The 18120-nt window shown below is 66.1% G+C and carries 15 protein-coding genes; 4 read left to right on the top strand and 11 right to left on the bottom strand.

From position 1 onward, the window contains the following. Window positions 1–69 precede the first annotated feature (69 nt). From INQ43_RS04505 to ssb, 7 genes are all read right to left on the bottom strand, one after another. Window positions 70–2052: an oligopeptide transporter, OPT family gene (locus INQ43_RS04505; protein WP_194037234.1), complete on the bottom strand. Its 1983-nt coding sequence runs from the start codon at window positions 2050–2052 to the stop codon at window positions 70–72. A gap of 153 nt (window positions 2053–2205) precedes the next feature. Further along, a complete protein-coding gene (locus INQ43_RS04500) occupies window positions 2206–4233 on the bottom strand; it encodes a S9 family peptidase (RefSeq protein ID WP_343221402.1) in 2028 nt (675 codons plus the stop codon). Between the two features lie 204 nt (window positions 4234–4437). Continuing rightward, window positions 4438–5343 (bottom strand): dTDP-4-dehydrorhamnose reductase, encoded by a 906-nt coding sequence (rfbD, locus tag INQ43_RS04495; RefSeq protein WP_194037233.1) that lies wholly within the window; start codon window positions 5341–5343, stop codon window positions 4438–4440. Between the two features lie 5 nt (window positions 5344–5348). Then, on the bottom strand, window positions 5349–5906 hold the full coding sequence (rfbC, locus tag INQ43_RS04490; protein WP_194037232.1) for a dTDP-4-dehydrorhamnose 3,5-epimerase: 558 nt from the start codon (window positions 5904–5906) through the stop codon (window positions 5349–5351). Then, window positions 5903–6796: a glucose-1-phosphate thymidylyltransferase RfbA gene (rfbA, locus tag INQ43_RS04485; RefSeq protein ID WP_194037231.1), complete on the bottom strand. Its 894-nt coding sequence runs from the start codon at window positions 6794–6796 to the stop codon at window positions 5903–5905. The genes rfbC and rfbA overlap by 4 nt, the downstream gene beginning before the upstream one ends. Beyond that, window positions 6796–7851 (bottom strand): dTDP-glucose 4,6-dehydratase, encoded by a 1056-nt coding sequence (gene rfbB, locus INQ43_RS04480; RefSeq protein WP_194037230.1) that lies wholly within the window; start codon window positions 7849–7851, stop codon window positions 6796–6798. The genes rfbA and rfbB overlap by 1 nt, the downstream gene beginning before the upstream one ends. A gap of 110 nt (window positions 7852–7961) precedes the next feature. After that, window positions 7962–8450 carry a single-stranded DNA-binding protein gene (gene ssb, locus INQ43_RS04475; protein WP_194037229.1) on the bottom strand — a complete coding sequence of 163 codons (489 nt, stop codon included), beginning with the start codon at window positions 8448–8450 and terminating at the stop codon, window positions 7962–7964. 151 nt (window positions 8451–8601) lie between these two features. Between ssb and INQ43_RS04470 the strand changes: the two genes are divergently transcribed. Then, window positions 8602–9600 carry a polyprenyl synthetase family protein gene (locus INQ43_RS04470; RefSeq protein WP_194037228.1) on the top strand — a complete coding sequence of 333 codons (999 nt, stop codon included), beginning with the start codon at window positions 8602–8604 and terminating at the stop codon, window positions 9598–9600. A 26-nt stretch (window positions 9601–9626) separates the two neighbouring features. On the opposite strand, the gene murD is transcribed toward INQ43_RS04470, so the two are convergent. From murD to INQ43_RS04455, 3 genes are read right to left on the bottom strand one after another with little or no spacing between them, the layout of a single operon-like run. After that, window positions 9627–11036: a UDP-N-acetylmuramoyl-L-alanine--D-glutamate ligase gene (gene murD / locus INQ43_RS04465; protein ID WP_194037227.1), complete on the bottom strand. Its 1410-nt coding sequence runs from the start codon at window positions 11034–11036 to the stop codon at window positions 9627–9629. Next, entirely contained in the window at window positions 11017–12393 is a 1377-nt protein-coding gene (gene murL, locus INQ43_RS04460; protein WP_194037226.1) for a UDP-N-acetyl-alpha-D-muramoyl-L-alanyl-L-glutamate epimerase, read from the bottom strand. The genes murD and murL overlap by 20 nt, the downstream gene beginning before the upstream one ends. Then, entirely contained in the window at window positions 12390–14972 is a 2583-nt protein-coding gene (locus INQ43_RS04455; protein WP_194037225.1) for a bifunctional aspartate kinase/diaminopimelate decarboxylase, read from the bottom strand. Before INQ43_RS04455 ends, murL begins: the two co-directional genes overlap by 4 nt. A 199-nt stretch (window positions 14973–15171) precedes the next feature. On the opposite strand from INQ43_RS04455, the gene INQ43_RS04450 reads away from it, so the two are divergent. From INQ43_RS04450 to INQ43_RS04440, 3 genes are all read left to right on the top strand, one after another. Further along, entirely contained in the window at window positions 15172–16047 is an 876-nt protein-coding gene (locus INQ43_RS04450; RefSeq protein WP_194037224.1) for a PhzF family phenazine biosynthesis protein, read from the top strand. Window positions 16048–16180: 133 nt separating this feature from the next. Next, window positions 16181–16738 (top strand): DUF1439 domain-containing protein, encoded by a 558-nt coding sequence (locus INQ43_RS04445; protein ID WP_194035274.1) that lies wholly within the window; start codon window positions 16181–16183, stop codon window positions 16736–16738. A gap of 48 nt (window positions 16739–16786) precedes the next feature. Then, on the top strand, window positions 16787–17257 hold the full coding sequence (locus INQ43_RS04440; RefSeq protein ID WP_228062618.1) for a putative toxin-antitoxin system toxin component, PIN family: 471 nt from the start codon (window positions 16787–16789) through the stop codon (window positions 17255–17257). A gap of 34 nt (window positions 17258–17291) precedes the next feature. On the opposite strand, the gene INQ43_RS04435 is transcribed toward INQ43_RS04440, so the two are convergent. Continuing rightward, on the bottom strand, window positions 17292–18092 hold the full coding sequence (locus tag INQ43_RS04435) for a 3-hydroxybutyrate dehydrogenase (RefSeq protein ID WP_194035273.1): 801 nt from the start codon (window positions 18090–18092) through the stop codon (window positions 17292–17294). Between the last annotated feature and the right edge of the window lie 28 nt (window positions 18093–18120).

Raw genomic sequence — 18120 nt, 5'->3', positions numbered from 1 at the left:
CTCCTGTTGTGTTCTTGGGCGCTGCGCGGCAGCGCTGGCATGTGAGGTGCCGGCTTCCGTCAGGTCCCGTCAGCTCCCGGTTGCGGGAGCGCGAACACCGGTGCGATAGAGGTACCAGCCCACGAGCGCCAGCACCAGAAGCCCGATCCACTGCGAGGCAGGCACCTGGACCGCCAGCGCAAGCACGTCCGCGCGGGCCGAGAGCACAATGGGAACGGCGATCGCGATGCCCATCAATGCCTCGCCGGTGATCAGGCCCGCGGCAAACAACACGCCCGGCCGGTGTACGCGATCGCGGCCTTCATGGTCATCCGGGCCAACCTTGTGGAAGCGCTCCACGGCGTAGGACAGCAGGCCGCCCAGGAAGATCGGCACCATCAGTTCCAGTGGCAGGTAGATGCCGATGGCCGCAGCCAGGACAGGCACCCGGAAGCGTGCGCCGCGGGCCTTCAGCCATTCGTCGAAGGCGATGATCGCCGCGCCCACCGCCACGCCGATACCGATCATGGTCCACGGCAGGTCCCCGCCAAACATGCCGCGGGCGACGGATGCCATCAGGTTCGCCTGCGGGGCCGCCAGCGCGTTGGGGTGTTCGAGGGTGGGCTCGCCGATGCCGTAGGCGGTGGCGAGCAGGTTGAGCACCGGCGCCATGATCAAGGCGCACGAGAAGGCGCCGATGCCCAGCATCAACTGCTGCTTCCACGGCGTCGCGCCGACGATGTAGCCGGCTTTCAGGTCCTGCAGATTGTCGCCACCCACGGCGGCCGCGCAGCACACCACCGCGCCGATCATGATCGCAGCCACCGCTCCCAACGGTGCGCCACCCACACCCACCGGCTCCAGTCCACTTGGACCCAGCAGCACGACCAGCACCGCCGATGCGAACAGGATGGTCGAGATGGTGATGCCCGACACCGGGTTGTTGGACGATCCGATCAGCCCGGCCAGATACGCCGACACCGAGACAAACAGAAAGCCGGCAACGATCATGATGATCGTCATCGGGATACTCACCAGCCACTGGCCGACGATCATCTGGTACAGCGCCAGCAGCGGCAGGGTGAAGAGCACCAGCGCGATCAGCATCCACTTCATCGGCAGGTCGCGCTCGGTTTCCGCCAGCGCCGGGCCGGTGCTCTTGCGTGCCGCGGCGAACCCACTCTTGACCCCGTTGAGCAACGACTTTCGCAACGAAAACAGGGTCCAGATACCACCGACCAGCATCGCACCGACCCCCAGGTAGCGGATCTTGGCGCCCCAGATGGCAAACGCCGCGTCAGCCGATGAGGCATTCGCCAACGAGGCCGCCAATCCCGGATCGGTGCCCATGAAGAACGCCTGGTACAGCGGGATTGCGATGTGCCAGGAGAGGACGGCGCCCGACAACACCACGATGCCGACATTCAGACCGACGATGTATCCCACTCCCAGCAGTGCCGGCGAGAGGTTGGTGCCGATGAACGCGGTGATGTTGGAACTCCCCAGATAGGTGGACTGGGTCCAGGTATCCGGAATCAGGCGCAGGCCGCTGGTCGCGGCGAGTTTCACCACCGCACCGATCGCACCGGAGATCGCAAGGATCCGCATGCCGGGGCCGGGATTGTCACCGGCCTTGAGCACTTCCGCTGCCGCCTTCCCCTCTGGGAATGGCAGCGGATCCTCCACGATCATCGAGCGGCGCAGCGGCACCGAAAACAGCACGCCCAGGAGACCGCCCAGTCCGGCGATGCCCAGCACCCACCAGTACTTGAAGTCGGGCCAGTAGCCCATGATCACCAGCGCCGGAATGGTGAAGATCACCCCCGCGGCGATCGAGGAACCCGCAGATGCACCGGTCTGGACGATGTTGTTTTCCAGGATCGTGCCGCCGCCGAGCAGGCGCAACACACCCATCGAGACCACCGCGGCCGGAATCGCAGTGGCGATGGTCAGCCCGGCAAACAGGCCCAGGTAGGCGTTGGCGGCCGCCAGTATCACCGCGAGGACAATCGCCAGCACCACGGCACGAACGGTCAGTTGCGCCTGGGCGGGGACGGGTGCTGGAGTACTCATCGACGGCTCCGGTCGGGAAGTGGGCGTGGCCCGTGGATAACGCAACCCGGGGAGGATAGCCTGAAAATCCGCCCTATCACCCGGGCCTGTCGTCACGATGCGTGACAACGCCGCAGCAAACGTCTGGCGTCGCTGCGGCGGGTGTCAGGACGGTCAGTCGAGCTTGGCGCGCGCTCCACCAATATGGCGCGACAGGAAGTCCAAAAGACGTGTGTAGTACTCACGGCGATTGGCCTCGAGATAGAAGCCGTGACCCTCGTTCTTGTAGTACAGCGTCTCGACCGGAACCCCATTGCTGCGCAGGGCCCGTTCCATCATCTTGCTGTGCTCGATCGGGGTGCGCTGGTCTTCGCCACCTGCCGCCAGGAACACCGGCGCCTTGATCCGGTCAGCCATGTTGCTGGGCGACACGGCAGCGAGCTCATTGCGTTCGCCAATCCATTCACGCAGGTAGGTCTCGCCCGAGCCATGCCCCTGGATGTCGCCATGGGTGTGCATGGTGGGCAAGTCGTACACCCCGGCGTAGCCCACCGCGCAGCGGTAGAGGTCCGGCTCCTTGGCGACACCCATCAACGACGCGTACGCACCGTAACTGCCGCCATAGATGCAGATCCTTCCGGCGTCCGCGACCCCCTCCTTGATCGCCCAACGAGTAGCGTCGGTCAGGTCGTCCTGCATCGCCAGGCCCCACTGGCGCTGCCCGGCGTTGATGAAGGGCTTGCCGTAGCCACCGGAACCGCGGAAATTCAGCTGCAATACTGCGTATCCCGCTTCGGCCAGCAGCTGCGAATCGTTCTCGAATCCCCAGGTATCCTGGATCTCGAACGGTCCGCCATGGGGATGCACGACCATCGGCAGATTCTTTGCCGCTACACCCTTGGGAAGCGTCAGGTAACCGTGCAGCGTCAGACCGTCGCGCGCCTTCAGGGTGATCGGGCGTCGCTCGGCCATCTCGCGCGGATCGAACCACTCGCGCTGGCTCAGCAGGTGATCCGCTTTCTTGGTCTCGCGATTGAACAGGTAGTAGTCGCCCGGGCTGCGGTCACTCCAGGTCTTGACCAGGGTGAGGTTGCCATCGGCGGTCTGCGAGGTGATGCGAACCGCATCGCCTGCAAACGCCGCCTCCAGGCTGCGATACAGGCGTGCGTCTTCGGACTGCTCGTCGAAGAATGCCGTGCGGGGCTTGCCGTCGTGCAGCAGTACGCCGACGGGAGCAGCGCCACCCACGCTTTGCAGGACCATCGCAGGATCGACGTCGTTGTCGCGCAATGCACGCTTGGTCTTGCCGGTAGCGGGATCAAAAGCCAGCACTTCGTCGGGGCCGTCCAGCGTGGTGCTGCCGATGTAGGCGACGCTGTCATCGGCGGCAAAACCCAGCGGATACCACACCAGGTTGCTAGCGCTTTCGTCGTTGATCAGTTGCCAGTCGGAACCGTCGCCATCACGGTAGTAAACCCGCTGGCGTCGGTCCGTGCCGGCGCCAGCGGCGAAACGGACGACACCGTGGTTGTCGGTGATGAAGCTCGCATTGCGCACTGGCGCCTTCGCCACCTGAACCCTGCGGCCGGTGTACACGTCCATCGACTCGGCCCGCGTGTACGGATCAGCCGAGAACGGCATCACCGAAATGATCACCCGCTTGTCGTCGCTCAGGAGGGGGTCAACAAGATAGGCCGCCACGCGCTCGACCTTGCGCGGCTGGATGCGAGTCCCGGCACCCTCGCCCATCATCCGTTGGCCAACGAGGAACTGCGGCCTGCCGCCATCGGCATTGATCGCCACCAGCTCGCCGGTGGATTGGGGCGCCTCCAGCGCTCCGAGTTTCTCGGCGATACCGATGAGGACCCGCTCATCGTTGACCCAGTGGAAGTCATCGATGTGGGTATTCTTGCCCTGCGAAAAGGTGCCGGTAATAGTCTTGTCGGCGCGGCTCATGATGACCAGGCCGGTGCGCTGGCCGTTATCCAGCGGCACCGTGGCGGCGAGGTAGTCGCCTTTGGGCGAGATCTTGATCGACTCGAAGAGATCAGCGCGGACGTATCGATCCACATCGACCTGGCCAGCAGAAATGTTGGCCGGGCGCGCCTTTGCAGTCGTGGATTCGGCGTGTGCGGAAACGGGTGACAGCGTCAGTGCCGCGAACATCGCGGTGGCCAGTGTTGCCAGGACAATGCGGTTCAAGTCCAACTCCTGTTCGGAAGTGAAAATCTGGGTGGAAAAGCGGGCGTGCCCCGCAATCTGCCGACCCGCACGCACACGCATGCAGAAACCGCAGCCTTGCGGACATCCGAGATAGACGGTCCATCCCCTGATGGTTGCTCCCCGCGGCGAAGCGTACTGCATCAAGCGGTTTGAACGCCAGATCAGCGCACGCCGCGTGACCGATCAGCGTGTACAGCCGGCCGTGGTCGGAAGCGTTGCTGCCAACGCGCTGCGCCAGTCGGGAAGCTCCAGTTGGAACTGCTCAACGAGGCGTGCCGTGTCCAGTACCGAATACGCAGGCCGGGCGGCGCGAGTGGGAAATTCGGACGTGGTGATCGGCAGCACACGCGGCTCACGTGTCAACAGACCCGCTTTACCGGCGTCATGCATGATTGCCTCGGCAAACCCATGCCAACTGGTCTGACCGCCCGCGACGAGATGAAACACCCCCGAGGTGTCGATACCCCCCCACAGCAGCGCCGCGGTAACGTCCGCGATCAGCCACGCGGGCGTCGGTGAGCCAATCTGGTCGGCCACCACGCGCAGCTCGTCCCTCTCACCCGCCAGACGCAACATGGTGCGCAGGAAGTTGCTGCCGTGCAGCCCGTAAACCCAAGCCGTGCGAAGGATGACGTGCTGAGCGCCGCTGCCCCCGATCGCCTCTTCGCCTGCTAGTTTGCTCGCGCCGTAGACGCCCAGCGGAGCGGTCGGGTCGTCTTCCCGGTAGGGCCGGAGCCCTTGGCCATCAAAGACATAGTCGGTGGAGTAATGCACCAGACTTGCGCCCATGCGCGCGCAGGCCTCCGCAATGCGGGCCGGCGACTCGGCGTTGACGCGATGCGCCAGGCCGGGTTCGTCCTCGGCGCGGTCCACCGCAGTGTAGGCGGCCGCGTTGACGACCACGTCGGGAGCAATACGCTCAACCAGTGCCCCGACGGTGTCCGGCTGGCCGAGATCCAGCGAATCGCACAGACCGCCGTCGGACAACCGGCCATCGCGGCTGGTAACGACCACCTCACCCAGCGGCAGCAATGCGCGCCTGAGCTCATGACCGACCTGGCCATTGCCCCCGATGAGTAGCAGGCGCACGGCAGTCAGCCCCCGAAAACCGGCAGGCGGTCGTCGGCGACGTCTTCCAGCAGCGGCGCACCGGCGTCCTTTGGCGACAGCACCGGCGAGGCGACCGGCCAATCGATTGCCAGCCGTGGGTCGTCCCAGCGCAGGCTTGCATCCGCGTCGGGATCGTATGTGGCAGTGCAAAGATAGGTGAATACCGCCTGCTCGCTCAGGGTCACGAACCCGTGGGCGAAGCCTTCCGGGATCCAGAAGTGGCGCTTGTTGTCGCCGCTCAGGACGACTGCTGTCCAACGACCGAAGTGGGGTGAGCCGCGGCGGATGTCGACGGCGACGTCCCAGACCTCGCCCTCCACCACCGACACGTACTTGCCCTGCGGGTTCGGCCACTGGTAATGCAGACCCCGCAGAACGCCCTTACGTGACAGGGAGGTGTTGCCCTGCACGAATGAAGGCTGCAATCCGTGCTCGATGAGTTTGTCGTGATTGAACGTCTCGAAGAAGAATCCCCTGTCGTCGCTGAATACCCGCGGCTCGAAAACCATGCACCCCGGAAGTTCGGTCTGAATCACCTTCATTCCACGTACCCGCGATCAATCAGCGACAGGAGGTATTCGCCATAGCCGTTCTTCACCAGCGGCTGGGCAAGCGCGCGCAGCTGGTCGTTGTCGATCCAGCCGTTGTGGAGGGAGATCTCCTCGGGACAGCAGACCCGCAGGCCCTGCCTGGCCTCGATGGTTTCCACGTAGTTCGACGCCTCCAGCAGGGACTGGTGGGTGCCGGTGTCCAGCCAGGCATAGCCACGGCCCAGACGCTCCATGTGCAATGCATCCTCATCAAGATAGCGCTTGTTGAGGTCGGTGATTTCGAGTTCACCGCGCGCCGAGGGCTTTATCTGCGCGGCGTAATCGCTGGCGCGACCGTCGTAGAAATACAGGCCGGTAACGGCATAGTTCGAGCGCGGCTGCTCGGGCTTCTCCTCCAGACCGACGACCTTGCCGTCGGCATCGAACTCGGCAATCCCGTAGCGCTCCGGATCGCGGACCCAATAGCCGAACACCGTGGCGCCGTGCGGGCGCGCGTCGGCGCGCTTCAACATCGCGGTGAGGCCCGGACCGTGGAAGATGTTGTCGCCCAGCACCAGGCAGCTGGGTTGTCCGGCCAGGAAATCGCGCCCGATCAGGAACGCCTGCGCTAGTCCGTCAGGACTGGGTTGCACCGCGTACTCGATCTTCATCCCCCACTGCGAACCGTCACCGAGCAGGTTCCGGAAGAGGGCCTGCTCGTGGGGGGTGTTGATGATCAGCACCTCGCGGATCCCGGCCAGCATCAACACGCTGAGCGGGTAGTAGATCATCGGCTTGTCGAAGATCGGCAGCAGCTGCTTGCTGATCGCCTGGGTCACGGGATACAGGCGCGTGCCCGAGCCACCGGCGAGGATGATGCCCTTGCGTCCGGATGCCGCCATCATGCGACGCCACCGATGCGCTCGAGCCGGTAGCTGCCGTCCATCACCCGTTGCACCCAGGGCGCATTTTCCAGATACCAGTCGATGGTCCGGGCCATGCCTTCATCGAAGGTCACCGCCGGTTCCCAGCCCAGCTGACCGTGCAGTTTGCTGGCATCGATCGCATACCGGCGGTCGTGCCCGGGGCGGTCCTGGACGTAGGTGATCAGCGATTCGCGCTTGCGACCGTCGGCCAGCGGTCGTCGCTGGTCGAGCAGCCGGCAGATTGTCTGCACCACGACAATGTTGGTGCGTTCCGCCTCACCGCCGACGTTGTAGACCTCGCCCACCCGACCTGCCTCCAGTACACGTCGGATCGCCGCGCAGTGGTCGGACACGAACAGCCAGTCGCGCACGTTGAGGCCATCCCCGTAGATCGGCAGCGGCTCACCGGCCAGCGCCTTGGCGATGATCAGCGGAATGAGCTTCTCCGGGAACTGGTAAGGCCCGTAGTTGTTGGAGCAGTTGGTGGTGAGCACCGGCAGGCCATAGGTATGGTGAAACGCCCGTACCAGATGGTCGGACGCGGCCTTGGACGCGGAGTACGGCGAGTTGGGCGCATACGGCGTGGTTTCGGTGAACTTCCCGGTATCGCCCAGGGTGCCGTAGACCTCGTCGGTGGAGACGTGCAGGAAGCGGAAATCCGCCGCGCGCGCGCCGTCCAGCGACTTCCAGTAATCGCGGACCTGCTCCAGCAGGCTGAGCGTGCCCACCACGTTGGTCTGGACGAACTCGGCGGGGCCATCGATGGAGCGATCCACATGGCTTTCGGCGGCGAAATTGACTACCGCGTCGGGCTGGTGCTCGCGCAACAGCCGAGCCACGAGCGCGGCGTCGCCTATGTCGCCGTGGACGAACACGTGCGACGGATTGCCATCCAGCGATGACAGGGTGTCCAGGTTGCCCGCGTAGGTCAGGGCGTCAAGGTTGACCACCTTGATCCCGCGCTCTACTGCATCAAGGACGAAATTTCCGCCAATAAAACCGGCCCCGCCGGTCACCAACCACGTCGGCATGCAACGCTCCAAGTTCGAAAGGCCTATCGATCGACCGCAGCGCGGCGATATCGCGGTCGCATCCTACTAGCGTCCTCGATCCGATGCATCGGATAAAACGCGGATGCCTGCTAGAACGGGATATCGTCGTCCGCGAAATCATCGCCGAAGTCGTTGGACTTCGCGGGAGTGGCTTCACGACGCGGCGCGGCCGCCTGGCGGGGTGCGGGGCGCGAGGTCCGCTCCTCGCGGTCAAAATCACGGCCACCGCCCTCGGCGCCGCCACCGCCGCCGCCCAGCATCTGCATCTCATCGGCGACGATGTCGGTGAAGTACTTCTCCACGCCGTCCTGGCCGGTGAACTTGTCGTAGCGGATCGAGCCTTCGATATAGACCTGGCGGCCCTTTTTCAGGTACTCGCCGGCGATCTCGCCAAGCTTGCCGAACAGCTTCACGCGGTGCCATTCGGTCTTCTCGATCTGCTGGCCGTCCTTGTCCTTGCGCACGCTGGTGGTTGCCAGCGACAGGGTGCAGATAGCCATGCCGCCCTGCGTGTATTTCATGTCGGGATCGTTGCCGAGATTGCCGACCAGGATCACCTTGTTGATGCCACGTGCCATGAATGCGGTCCTATGAGGTCGCCGGCGGCGACGGGCATGCAAGTATACCGGCCCACCGGGCGGGCACGGTCAGGACACGCCCTACGCTGCCCTCGGATTTACGTCCGCCGCGAACGCCTATAATCCCCGGTCCCCCGCATTCTGGTCATCCATGCACGCTTCCGTCCCCCAACGCGCGACTCCCGGCCTTGATGAGATCCAGGCGCTGGCCAGCGACGACATGACGGCCGTCGATGCCTTGATCCGGCGTCGCCTGGCGTCCGACGTCGTGCTGATCAACCAGGTCTCCGAGTACATCATCAACGCGGGCGGCAAGCGCCTGCGGCCGATGTTGCTCCTGCTGGCAGCCGGGGCGCTGGACCACCGCGGGCCGGATGCTCACCAGCTGGCGGCGGTGGTGGAATTCATCCACACCTCCACGCTGCTCCACGACGACGTCGTCGACGAGTCCGACCTGCGCCGCGGCCGCAGAACGGCCAACGCGGTCTGGGGCAATGCGGCGAGCGTCCTGGTCGGCGACTTCCTGTATTCGCGCAGTTTCCAGCTGATGGTCGAGCTGGAGTCGATGCAGGTGCAGACGATTCTGGCCGACACCACCAACCGGATCGCGGAGGGCGAAGTGCTGCAACTGCTGCACGTGCGCAACCCCGACACCGACGAGGCGGCCTACATCCGGGTCATCGAGCGCAAGACCGCGGTGCTGTTTGCCGCGGCGACGCGCCTGGGCGCACTGCTGGCCGGCGCCGACGAGGCAACCCAGAACAAGCTGCACGATTACGGCCTGAACCTCGGCTTCGCCTTCCAGATTGCCGACGATGTCCTGGATTACGCATCGGATGCGGAAACCCTGGGCAAGAACCTGGGCGACGACCTCGCCGAAGGCAAGGCGACGCTGCCGCTGATCCACGCCATCCGCCATAGCGATCCGGACACCGCGGCGACGCTGCGCGCGGCGATCCAGGACGGCGACACCGGCGCCCTGCCGGCCGTGCTGGCCGCGATAAACGCCACCGGCGGGCTGGACTACAGCCGCCAGCTGGCGCGCGACTATGCGGCCCGCGCCGTGGCTGCGCTGGAAGGGCTGGACGACAACGCCCATCTGGGGGCGCTGCGCGGGTTGGCGGACTACGCGGTCAACCGCGACCACTGAATTTCCGTTCGCCTCGCGCCTGAGGCTCAGGCGATTCCCAATCCGTTGATTGCGCTGATCGCCTGCGGATCGAATCCGCCCAGCTCGGCGAAATGCCGGCCGCGCGCAACGTAGTCGCGATACGGACCGAAACTAGGCGCGCCAGGCGAGAGCAGTAGCACGCCATCACCATCGAGCACCGCCCGCGCCTTGCCGACGGCATCCGCCAGGCCCTCGGCTTGCAGCAGGACAAATTCGCCATCGGCGGCCAGCGGGGCCAGCAGCGCATGGATGCGCGGGCCATTGGCTCCCATCGTGACCACCACCTGCGGCGCATGTCCGGTGAGCGCTTTGGCGAACTCCGACCAGTCCACGCCGCGGTCGTGACCACCCAGCAGGATCGCGACGCGCCTCTCGGCGAAGCATTCCAATGCCGCCAGGCTTGCGTAGGGCGTGGTGCTGATGGAGTCGTTGACCCAGCTGAGGCCGTCGCGGGTACCAAGCGTCTGCAGGCGGTGCGGCAGCGGAATGAAGTCTTTTGCGCTTGTCGCCAGAGCCGCCGCATCCAGGCCCATCGCATCCAGCACGGTCAGGGCTGCACAGAGGTTGCCGCGATTGTGCCGTCCCGGTAGCGGTAGCGAGGAGCTGTCCATCACCCGTGTGTCGCGGTCGAAGAGGATCTCGCCGCGGAGATGCCAGCCGGATTCGTCGCCGAACCAGCGGATCTCGCTGTCGGGCAGATCCAGGGCCGCAAGCCGCGGGTCGGCCGCGTTCAACACGGCAACACGGGGCCGGGCCGCGGTGACCAGCTGAAGCTTGTCCGCCACGTACCGGGCTTCGCTGCCATGCCAGTCCAGGTGCTCCGGAAACACGTTCAGCACCACCGCGATATCCGGGCGCACGCCGCTGGCTGCGACGTCGGCCGTCTGGTAGCTGGACAACTCGATGACCCAGCTCGCGGGGGACTCGGCAGGCGTCACGTCCAGAAGCTCCAGCAGCGGCAGGCCGATATTCCCGGCGAGCGCGGTCCGGCGGCCTGCGGCGCGCAGCAGATGGGCGAGCAAGGCCGTCGTGGTGCTCTTGCCCTTGGTCCCGGTGATGCACACCGTGTTGCGGGCCATGCCTGCCGCGTCGCCGTGCTCGGCAAACCACAGGCCGGTGCCGCCGATGAACCGCGTGCCGCGCGCGGCTGCCGCGGCCGCTTCTGCCCCGTAGGGGCTGATGCCGGGGGACTTTATGACGACGTCGAACGCCGCCAGCCGGTCTGCGGACGCTTCGACCTCGACATTCAGGAGGATGTCACCGCAACCGCGGGCAGCCGCCACTTCGTCGCGCATGCAAAACAGGGTCAGTGGCAGGGTCGGCAACCGGGAGCGCACCGCACGCCACGCGGCCTTTCCCTCCCGCCCCCAGCCCCACAGCGCGACGCGCCGACCTTCAAGCTGCGAGATGCGCACGCAGACGTTCCCACAAAGGCGCCGGAATGCGGTGCTCAGCATCGAGCACCAGCAACGGCTCGATGCCGAGGTCCGTCGGTTCCAGCCGCGGCCGGATCTCCTCGGCGAAGCGCTTTACCAGCGCGTCCTCGCGCCACTCCGCGCGATCCACCAGCGCCGCCATCGCGGCACGCGACTCGATGCCCTCGCCGACGCATTCAAACGGCTTGTGGTCGTGGTACTCCAGCAACGAGTCATAACCTGCCGTCTGCGCCGGATCATCCAGCAGGTTGCGGCCGAAGATGCCCACCAGCCGTGCCTTGGGCATGAAGGGCGCCAGCGCGAGGAACACGAAATGACACTTGGGACAGACCCCGCACCAGCGGTTGACCGGGCGCTCGCCGAGGATGTGGAAGTTGCGGTTGCAACTGGAAAACCACGCGTCGTAATGGTCGATCCGCGCAAACTGCCGGGCCACCGCCAACTCGCTCAGCGGACGCAGCAGCGAGTAGTAACTCAGGTCGGCGGCGACGTGCCGGGCGACGTAGTCGCCAAACGCGGACTCGAACGCCCAGCCCTTGGACCATTGATGGTTGACCTCGGTCGTGGTCTGGCCGTCCTCGCTGCGGATCAGGCTTCCGTAGCTGGCCGAGCGCTCGTTGGAGAACACCACCTGGTCGACGCCGCGCAGCAGCGCCGCCAGCACCAGGATCGCCGAGTTCACCGCGGTGACCGGGATATGGCCGTTCCAGGCCCCCTGGCGGTTGAAATCAAACAACTGCGGCGCCAGCGCGCGGCCGATATTCAGCGTCGGCAGGCCGGTGCGCTCGGCGCAGGCCTTGATCAGCTGTGAACCACCGATCCAGGTCACCGTCTGTCTGATTCCGAGCGCGCGCAAGGCCTCGATGCTGACCAGCGAGTCCTTGCCGCCGCCGATAGCCACCAGCGCATGCCCGCGCAGACCTGCTCTTTCCGCCGGCGCTGCATCTGCGGCGTCGGACGGAAAACGGATCCGGTCGTGTAGATCGAGCCCGTTGCGGTAGGCGAACTCGCCCAGCCCGTTGAGGTAGATGGTCTCCATCAACCCGGCGGTGGCTGCATCGATCGCATACGAGTCGATCAGGATCTTCGACGGGGTGGCGGCCTTGTAGTAGCTCACGCCCGCCACGAGGTGCAGCAGCCGGAGCGCCCGTTCCACCGCCGCGGCGCGCGCGTCATCCAGTTCGAACGGGGCACCGGGGACGGTGACCGTCTCCACCAGTTCCGGACCGTCATCGAAGGCGTACACCAGCCTCGCTGTGCCGGTGATCGGGTCAAAGTCACAGCGCACGAATCGGAATGCGTCGATCGCATCGCGCTGGAACGTCCAGTTGCTCATTCGATGATGTCCTCTGCCGGCAGGGCGCGCAGATTGTAGGTGTTGGCCATCGTCATGCCGTAGGCGCCGGTATCGGCGACCAGGATGACGTCATCCTCGGCCGTGGCGCTGGACAGCAGTCGCTTGCGGCCGAGCACGTCGCCGGTTTCGCAGATCGGGCCGACAATCTCGAACGCGGTCGTCGACGTGTCGCCGGGCCGGCTGATGTTGTGGATGCCGTGCCAGGCGTCGTACAACGCCGGACGCATCATCACGTTCATGCCGCCATCGCAGCCGATGCGGTGCACGCCGTCCTTCTCGACCACCTGGGTGACCGAGAGCAGCAGCACGCCGGCTTCGGCGACCAGGTAACGTCCCGGCTCCACCACCAGCGTGTAGCGCGGAAACGCTGCCTTGATCTCATCCAGGCCGGCGCGCCAGACCGCTAGGTCGAAATCCTGGGCGTCGGGGGTATACGGAATCGGCATGCCTCCGCCGATGTCGATGGTGTCCACGTCGCCGGCCGTGTCGGCCAGCCCGGCCAGGTGCGCGTACACCTCGCGCCAATGACGCGGGTCCTCGATCCCGCTGCCCAGGTGGGCGTGCAGGCCGCTTATGCGGATATCCAGCGCGTGCGCATGGGCCAGGAAGGCGTCGAAGCGGGCCAGCGGCAGGCCGAACTTGGCCGCGGCGCCGCCGGTGCGGACCTTCTCGTGGTGCCCGTCGCCCCGACCCAGGTCCAGCCGCAGCCAGATCGTGCGGCCGCGGAAGACCTCCGGCCAGCGCTGCAACGCCTCGATGTTGTCCAGGGTGACGGTTACGCCCCGCGCCAGCGCCGCCTCGTATTCGCGCCGGGGCGCAAAGCTGGGCGTGAACAGCACACGGGAGGCGGGCAGTTCCGGCAGGGTCGCGAACACGTGCTCCAGCTCACCCAGCGACACGCATTCCAGACCGAGGCCCTCGTCGGTCACGGTGCGCAGGATGGCCGGATGCGGGTTCGCCTTGATGGCGAAGAAACACCGGTCGACGGCGTCCGTCGCCAGCATGTCGCGGGCCCGCTCCCGAACCGTCGCCAGGTGGTAGACATAGCGCGGCGTGCCTGCTTTCGCGCGGGCCAGCAGGTCCTCCCGCTGCCCTATCCACCAGGGCTCCCGCCGCTGCGGGCGGCCGTACTCGATCTCACGCCAGCTCGGGCCAAACACGTCGGAATCCATCACGGGCATTGCTCCACTGGCGATCAATTCGGCGTGCAGCAACGGCAGCAGGCCGTCGGCGTCCGCCTCGTCGATCACGAAGGTCAGGTTGAGGTCGTTGGAAGACTGCGATATCAAATGCACGCGCTCGCGTCCGAAGGTCGCCCAGACGTCGGACAGGCGGTGCAGGAGCGAGCGCATGCCCCTCCCCACCAGGGTGATGCCGGTGCACGGGGCGATCACCTTGACCCGGCACACTTTCGCCAGGTCGGTGGCCAGTGCTTCCAGCACATTGCTGGTCACCAGATTGTCGGCCGGGTCCAGCGATATGGTGACGTTCGTCTCCGAGGAGCCGATCAGGTCGACCGACAGGCCGTGGCGTTTGAACAGCTCGAAGATGTCGGCCAGGAAGCCGACCTGCTGCCACATGCCGATGCTCTCCATCGACACCAGCACCACGCCGTCGCGGCGACTGATCGCTTTGACGCCGGGGATGGCGGCGGCCGTGGCGTCAATCCGCGTGCCCGGAAGCTCGGGGCGCGAGGTGTCCAGGATCATCATCGGCACGCCCGCCCGCCGGCATGGTCCGATCGAGCGCGGATGCAGGACCTTGGCGCCGGTCGTCGCGATCTCCTGCGCTTCGGCGTAGTCCAGGCGGGTAAGCAGGCGCGCATCAGGCACCTCGCGCGGATTGGCACTGAACATGCCGGGCACGTCGGTCCAGATCTCCACGCGCACCGCGCCCAGCAGCGCACCAAAACAGGCCGCCGAGGTGTCCGAGCCACCGCGACCGAACACCGCCGTGCCGCCGTCGTCGTGGCGGGCGATGAAGCCCTGGGTCAGCACGAACGCGCGGGGGTTCTGCGTGAAGCGATCGTTGAAGCCGGGCTCGATCTCGCGCCGCGGATGCACCGAGAGCCGCAATGCCGATTCGGTGCGATTGGGCACGTGCCCGGCCTGCAGCCAGTCGCGCGCATCGCACCAGCCAAAATCCAGGCCCTGGCTGCACAGGTAGGCGGCGCCGATGCTCGACGACAGCAGTTCTCCCTGCGCCAGGACTTCTGCCTGCCAGGCGAGGGCGCGCCCGGCGGCGCGGGGATCCTGCAGCAGACCTTCCAGCTCCGCCAGGCGCGGACCGAGCGCCTGTTCCGGATCCAGCCCCAGTTCCTCGCAGAAGACGCGATGGCGATGGGCCAGCGCGGCCACCCGCGCCACCGCATCGTCGCCGTCGCAGATGGCCTGCAACTCGTTGGTGACCCCGGACATGGCGGACACGACAACCAGCACGCGCGCGCCTTCGGCCGCGCCGCGTTCCACCGCCATGCGCCCGATCGTGTCCCAACGGTCACGCCTGGATACCGAGGTTCCACCGAACTTCAGCACCAGCCACTTCTGCCTTGCAGCCATCAATCCGATCTCCTGGTTCCAGCCGACGACCGGAAAGGGAAAAAACAACGATGTGCATCCTATCGCCTCTGCCGCGCGCGGCGTAACCGCGGCTGCAAAGAAACCGGGACCGCGGCATACCCACTAGACTCCACTGCCCGGCCGCGCCCAGCCAAGGCCGTGCAATCCAGCACTTGTTCAACAAAGGACGCCAGCAACGATGACCCAGCGCCGCTATCTGCAACTGGATGTGTTCGCCGACCGGCCGGGCGCCGGCAATCCACTGGCCGTGGTGCTCGACACCGACGGCCTGGATGCAGCAACGATGCAGGCGATCGCCCGCTGGTCGGACCGCCCGGAGACGACCTTCGTGTTCGCGCCCGTCAGCGCCGGCGCGGATTACCGCATCCGCATGTTCGCCCCCGACCGCGAGGTCCCCTTCGCGGGTCACCCCAGCATCGGCACGGCGTATGCGGTGCTGCAGGCGGGGATGGCCGGGTTGACTGACGGCCGCATCGTGCAGGAAGGCATGACGGGCCTGTTGCCGCTGCAGGTGGACGACCACGACGGCCAACGCTCGATCGCTGTCCGCACGCCAACCGCGCGGGTGGCTGAGGTCGGGCGTGCTGACGACACCAAGCTGGCTCCCGCCTTGCGTGGCCTGCCAGTGGGCGGGTTGCCGCCTGCGTTGATGGACGGCGGGCGTCGCTGGTGGGTAGCGGAGCTGACGGGTGAAGACGCGCTGCGCTCGGCGAATCCGGACTGGACGGCCATCGCGCAACTGGCGGCAAGCACCGATTCGATGGGGCTGCTGGCATTCGCGCGCTCCGACGGTGCTGACCACGACCTGGCGGTGCGTGCTTTCGTCGGTGCCGGCACCCCGTTCGAGGACGCCGCATCCGGGGCGGCCAATGCGGTCCTCGCCGCCTGGCTGCGCGAGAACGATGCCCTGCCCGGCCGCAACGGCCGCTACGTGGCCAGTCAGGGCCGCGAGGTGGGATTCGACGCCCGGCTGAACCTGCGGGTCGACGAGGACGGCGAGATCTGGTCGGGAGGCAGGGTCTGCCCGATCGTCAGCGGCATGATCGACTGGTAGCACCAGTCGTGGATCCATACACGCAACCATCCCCGCCAGGCGCTAGGATCAGCAAGCCGGCGATCCCGTCACCGGCGACCCGGCAGGTCATCAACGACTGGCTGACGGTCCGGTAATCGTTGCAGGAGCTTCCATGCGTACAGCCGTTGTCGTCATGTCCCTTGCCTTGGCCGCGATCGTGATTGCAGGCTGCTCCACACTCAACACCTTCGGCTCCATGCTCAGCAGCCAGGTAACGTTCACCCAGCCGCAACTGCAGCGTTCGCTGGACCGGAACTTTCCGCGGGAGTTCGACAAACTGGCGGGTCTTGCCACCTTGCGGCTGGAGAAGCCGGGACTTTCCATCCCCTACGACAGCAACCGGCTTCGCCTTAGCCTGAACGCGAGCGCGGTGACTGGTGCGCGCGCCGAGCCCCGTCAGCTTGGACGCATCCTGATCACCAGTGGCCTGCGCTTCGACCCCCAGACCCTTGGCCTTCACCTCCAGGATCCAGTGATTGAAACCATCGACAGTGCCGGTGGCTCGTTGAATGACGCTTCGCGGGAACTCATCAATGGGTGGCTGGCCGCATTCGCGATCGAAGAGCCGATCTACCGGCTGGACCACGAACTGGTCCAGCGACTGGTGGCGCGCCGCATCGGTGCGGCGCGGATCGACAACGGCGTGGTGGTGCTGGATGTCTCGCAGTAGTTCGGTTCGCGCGTTGGCTTGAACAGGCCGGATGTCCCAATGGGCCGATTGTGCGGCGCAGAACGGATCGTTCTGGACACAAACGTCTGCCTCGACCTGCTGCTGTTCGACGATCCGGGTGTCGCCACCTTGGCGCAGGCACTGCTATCGGGAAGGCTCATCGCGGTGGTCAACGCCGACACGCGCGCGGAGTGGCGGCGCGTACTCGCCTACCCCTCACTGCGTCTGGATCCGCGGCGCCAGGCGGAATTGATCGATTCGTTTGACGCCCTGGTTGCGGATGTCGCCGCTGCTCCCGCGGCTGCCAGATCACTGACGGCAGATCCGCCGCTGCCACGCTGCAGCGATCCCGACGACCAGAAGTTTCTCGAACTGGCCCGGGACGCGGGTGCGCGCTGGTTGCTCAGCCGCGATCACGACCTCCTCGTGCTGGCGAAACGCTGCCGGCGGCTCGGGCTCTTTTCCGTGATGACCCCGCAGGCCTGGACGAGTGAATTCACCCTGCCGCTTGTGTCATAGCCGCCGCAGGCAGGTGCAGACCAAGTTCGTCCTGTTACTGCATGTACCAGCCGTGGCTGACCACGACGCTCTGCCCCGTCAGCGCCGCGCTGGGGAACTCGGCCAGGAAGCGCACCGTCTGCGCCACATCCTCGACCGTAGTGAAGATGCCATCGACGGTCTGTCCCAGCATGACCTTCTTGACGACCTCCTCCTCGCTGATACCGAGCTCTTTTGCCTGCTCGGGAATCTGCTTGTCCACCAGCGGCGTACGCACAAATCCCGGGCAGACGACGTGGCTGCGCACCCCTCGGCTGCCGCCCTCCTTGGCCAGCACGCGCGCCAGTCCCAGCAGCCCGTGCTTGGCGGTGACGTAGGGCGCCTTCAACTTCGACGCCTCATGGGAATGCACCGAGCCCATGTAGATCACCACGCCACCGCGGCTTCCGCCCTGGCCGTCGTCGCGGTACATGTGCGGCAGCACCGCCCTGGTGGTCAGGAAGGCGCCATCCAGGTGGATGGCGAGCATCTTCTTCCAGTCGGCAAACGCGTAGCTCTCGATCGGATTCACGATCTGGATGCCCGCATTGGATACCAGGATGTCGATCGGACCCAGCGCGGCCACTGCCGCCTCGACGCCGGCATTGACCGCAGCTTCGTCGGTGACGTCCATCGCGATGCCCATCGCATCGCCGCCGGCACCCCGGATTTCCTCGGCCACCGCACTCGCGCCGTCCAGGTTGATGTCCGCAATCGCAACCCGGGCCCCGGCACGGGAAAGATCAAAAGCGATTTCCTTGCCGATGCCGCTGGCCGCGCCGGTAACAACGGCGACCTTGCCTTGGATCGAACTCATGCCGGACTCCTGGAACAGTGCATAGGGA

Source organism: Lysobacter sp. H23M47, from assembly GCF_015209765.1.
Lineage (GTDB): Bacteria > Pseudomonadota > Gammaproteobacteria > Xanthomonadales > Xanthomonadaceae > Novilysobacter > Novilysobacter avium.
This window is presented reverse-complemented; position numbering and strand designations above follow the sequence as displayed.

Excerpts from the sequence above, each read along its gene's own strand:
- INQ43_RS04470 (WP_194037228.1), top strand. The coding sequence starts at position 8,602 with ATGCACGCTTCCGTCCCCCAACGCGCGACTCCCGGCCTTGATGAGATC.
- INQ43_RS04505 (WP_194037234.1), bottom strand. The coding sequence starts at position 2,052 with ATGAGTACTCCAGCACCCGTCCCCGCCCAGGCGCAACTGACCGTTCGT.
- rfbB (WP_194037230.1), bottom strand. The coding sequence starts at position 7,851 with ATGCCGACGTGGTTGGTGACCGGCGGGGCCGGTTTTATTGGCGGAAAT.
- INQ43_RS04450 (WP_194037224.1), top strand. The coding sequence starts at position 15,172 with ATGACCCAGCGCCGCTATCTGCAACTGGATGTGTTCGCCGACCGGCCG.
- INQ43_RS04445 (WP_194035274.1), top strand. The coding sequence starts at position 16,181 with ATGCGTACAGCCGTTGTCGTCATGTCCCTTGCCTTGGCCGCGATCGTG.
- INQ43_RS04455 (WP_194037225.1), bottom strand. The coding sequence starts at position 14,972 with ATGGCTGCAAGGCAGAAGTGGCTGGTGCTGAAGTTCGGTGGAACCTCG.
- murL (WP_194037226.1), bottom strand. The coding sequence starts at position 12,393 with ATGAGCAACTGGACGTTCCAGCGCGATGCGATCGACGCATTCCGATTC.
- INQ43_RS04435 (WP_194035273.1), bottom strand. The coding sequence starts at position 18,092 with ATGAGTTCGATCCAAGGCAAGGTCGCCGTTGTTACCGGCGCGGCCAGC.
- ssb (WP_194037229.1), bottom strand. The coding sequence starts at position 8,450 with ATGGCACGTGGCATCAACAAGGTGATCCTGGTCGGCAATCTCGGCAAC.
- rfbA (WP_194037231.1), bottom strand. The coding sequence starts at position 6,796 with ATGGCGGCATCCGGACGCAAGGGCATCATCCTCGCCGGTGGCTCGGGC.
- rfbC (WP_194037232.1), bottom strand. The coding sequence starts at position 5,906 with ATGAAGGTGATTCAGACCGAACTTCCGGGGTGCATGGTTTTCGAGCCG.